Annotated in this window: 3 protein-coding genes; 2 read left to right on the forward strand and 1 reads right to left on the reverse strand. The window is 63.5% G+C overall.

The window, feature by feature from the left end; all coding sequences use genetic code 11:
- Positions 1-138: 138 nt before the first annotated feature.
- Complete coding sequence (nagA, locus tag ABIB80_RS39170; RefSeq protein WP_354129636.1) at positions 139-1,314, reverse strand: N-acetylglucosamine-6-phosphate deacetylase; 1,176 nt, start codon at positions 1,312-1,314, stop codon at positions 139-141.
- Between the two features lie 118 nt (positions 1,315-1,432).
- On the opposite strand from nagA, the gene ABIB80_RS39175 reads away from it, so the two are divergent.
- Positions 1,433-2,371, forward strand: a complete 939-nt coding sequence (locus ABIB80_RS39175; RefSeq protein WP_354129637.1) for a glucosamine kinase nucleotide-binding domain-containing protein — start codon at positions 1,433-1,435, stop codon at positions 2,369-2,371.
- A 19-nt stretch (positions 2,372-2,390) separates the two neighbouring features.
- On the forward strand, positions 2,391-3,085 hold a 695-nt coding region (locus tag ABIB80_RS39180), incomplete at its 3' end, for an N-acetylmuramic acid 6-phosphate etherase (RefSeq protein ID WP_354129638.1).

Raw genomic sequence — 3,085 nt, forward strand, 5'->3', positions numbered from 1 at the left:
GCCACTGTTGCTTGACGGGTCTCTTGGAGGCTTTCCCAAGCACCAGCGGGAAGAGATGGCCAACACCGCCCGCCTCAGTGTCGCGGTTGCGAGTCGGTGGTCCGCTATGAACCGGGCCGCCGACTTGCGTCCTCTCCTTCAATCTTCAGCGTGAAGTTCTCTGCCCATCGAACCGACACCGCCTATCCATGTGCCGACGATTTCAAAGTTCGGATTGAAGGCGACAAGGTCCGCGCGGTGTCCGGGCGCGATCCGTCCAAGCGCGGACTCAAGGCCCAGAAATGCCGCGGGCGTCCGAGAGGCCATGATGAGAGCATCGACAAGGGAGATTTCGAGCAGCTCAACAACGTTGCGCACCGCCTCGATCATGGTGAGGTGAGCGCCAGCGAGTGTGCCATCGGGGCCCGTCAGGCGATTTTCGTGCAATGTGACCTGCCTTCCTTGCAGCATGAATTGCCGGTCGTCGGTGCCCGCCAATGGCATGGCATCGGTGACAAGCATCAATCGATCACGTCCCTTGCAGCGGAACGCAACGCGCAAACCGGCGCGATCAACGTGGATGCCGTCGCAGATGATCCCTGCAAACAGCCGGTCATCCCAAAGCGCGGCGCCCACCAGGCCCGGCTCCCGGGCGCTCAACTGCGACATGGCATTGAACAGATGAGTCACGCCCAAGACACCGCGATCGACCGCCTGCCCGATTTCGGCTGCGGTGGCGTCGCTGTGGCCGGCCGCGATACGCAATCCAGCGCCGATCAATTCATCGATCATGGACTCGGGCACACATTCCGGAGCCAAGGTCACCATGGAGCGGCCGCACCCCCCAAAACTTTTGATTGCCGCGAGATCGCGCCGATCGGGCACGCGTATCTCGGCTTCCGGATGAATGCCCTTGCGAGACCTGTTGAGGGCCGGTCCTTCCAGATGAAAGCCGAGAACGCCGGGAATCTTCAGGCAAGCCTGGCCGACCGCAGCCAATCGCTCGATGACCTCGCTGCGATCGGTGATGAGGGTCGGCAAGCAGCCGGTGGTCCCCGCCTTGCGGTGCGCCTCAACGATGCGTCGGACGCCAGCCTCCGTCGGCTGGTCGTTGAGAAGAACGCCGCCGCCTCCGTTGACCTGAATGTCGATGAATCCGGGTGCAAGGATCGCGTCTGCGGGAAGATGGATTGAGGCGCGCGCCTCCGCCTCGCCGAAGGTGATGTTTTCAATCCGCCCCTGCGAGATTCTGACCGACCCTGGCCCGCGCATGTCGGCACCATCAAAGATGTGCTGCGCGGAAATCGTGGGAGCGGAATAACCAGCGTTGCCCATCTGTATTGATCCGAGAATGGCAGTCACGGGCTCGTGAGGCGACTCCCGTGGAAGGCCCTCAAATGTACACCAGGCAGCTTCGGCGGGACCCGGAGCGAAACCTTGGCGTTAACTTTCCATGGGAACAAAAGGTACCACGTATCTCGGCATTGACGGCGGTGGAACTCGCTGCCGCGCCCGGATCGAGGACGAAAATGGCACGCTGCTCGGTGCAGCGAGCTCGGGGCCAGCCACGACGCGGATTGGCTTTGACAATGCTTGGCGGTCCATCATGGAAGCCACTGAAGCGGCCGCCGCACAGGCCGGACTGACGCGCGAGGATTTCGCGCGGATGCACGCCGGAATTGGCCTTGCCGGTCTTGGCCGCCGGGGCGCGGAAGCAGCGTTCAACAAGATGGCGCATCCCTTTGCGTCCCTGATCTTCATCAGCGACGGCTTGGCGGCCTGCCTTGGCGCCCATAGCGGCGCGGATGGCGCCATCGTGGTAGCCGGCACAGGCTCCGTGGGTGTCGGTCTGATCGACGGCCGCGAAATCCGTGTCGCGGGTTATGGCTTTCCCGTGTCGGACGAAGGCAGTGGAGCCGACATCGGCCTGCAGGTTGTTCGATTGGCGCTGCGGGCCGCGGATCGCCGCGGCGAGCTTACCCCATTGCTTTCAGAGGTGCTGGGCGCATTCGATCATGATCCTTATCAGGCGGTGGCCTGGTCGGAAGAAGCCAGGGCCACAGACTACGCTGCCTTCGCGCCGATCGTGATACGGCACGCCAACCAGGGCGATCCGGTCGGCCGTCGCATTGTCGAACGCGCGGCCGATGCCATTGGCGATCTGCTTGATCTTTTCCTGGCGAGAGGGATTGACCGGCTCTCGCTGGTAGGCGGGCTCGCGGATGCCATTACGCCCTGGCTGACGCCTGACCTGCGCGCCCGCCTGCGGTATCCCGACGCGGACGCGGCGGCCGGCGCATTACTGGTGGCGCGAGGACGGCTTGAGTTGGCCAGCAAAGACCTGCCCAAGAGAGAGGCTGACCATGAGCAGGCTTCAAAGTTCCGCGTTTAATGGAGCATGGATCAACAATATGGCCACCGAAGAAGTCGACCCCCGCTTTGCCGATCTCGATGCGTGGCAGCTCGCGTCGGCGATGGAAGCGATGTGGGAGGGCCAGCTTGCGGCAGTCGCGGCGATCGGCCATGCCCTTCCCGCGATTACTGCGGCGACCGAGGCGGCCAAAGCGGCGCTGGGTGATCATGGACGCATTTTGTATGTCGGCGCCGGCACCTCAGCCCGCGTGGCGGTCCAGGACGGCGCCGAGTTGATGCCGACCTTCGCCTGGCCCAGCGAGCGCGTTCACTTCATCGTCGCCGGCGGAGACAGCGCGTTCGTCACCAGCATCGAAGGTGCTGAGGATGATATCGATGACGCGGTCACACAGATCAATGCCGCGCGGCTCACGCCGCACGACGTTGTGATTGCCGTTGCCGCCAGCGGGACAACGCCATTCACGGTCGCGGCGCTGCAGCAGGCAGGCTCTTTTGGTACAGTGACGATCGGCGTTGCCAACAATCCCGGCACCATACTGCTGGCGTCGGCAAAGTTTCCGGTGCTGATCGAGACCGGCCGCGAACTGATCGCCGGCTCCACGCGGATGAAGGCGGGCACCGCGCAAAAGGTCGTGCTGAACCTGATCTCCTCAGGAATCATGCTGCGCCTTGGCCGGGTGTACCGCGGCATGATGGTGAACATGCAGCCGACCAATGCCAAGCTGAAGCGGCG

Source organism: Bradyrhizobium sp. i1.15.2, from assembly GCF_040548425.1.
Lineage (GTDB): Bacteria > Pseudomonadota > Alphaproteobacteria > Rhizobiales > Xanthobacteraceae > Bradyrhizobium > Bradyrhizobium canariense.

Excerpts from the sequence above, each read along its gene's own strand:
- nagA (WP_354129636.1), bottom strand. The coding sequence starts at position 1,314 with ATGGGCAACGCTGGTTATTCCGCTCCCACGATTTCCGCGCAGCACATC.
- ABIB80_RS39175 (WP_354129637.1), top strand. The coding sequence starts at position 1,433 with ATGGGAACAAAAGGTACCACGTATCTCGGCATTGACGGCGGTGGAACT.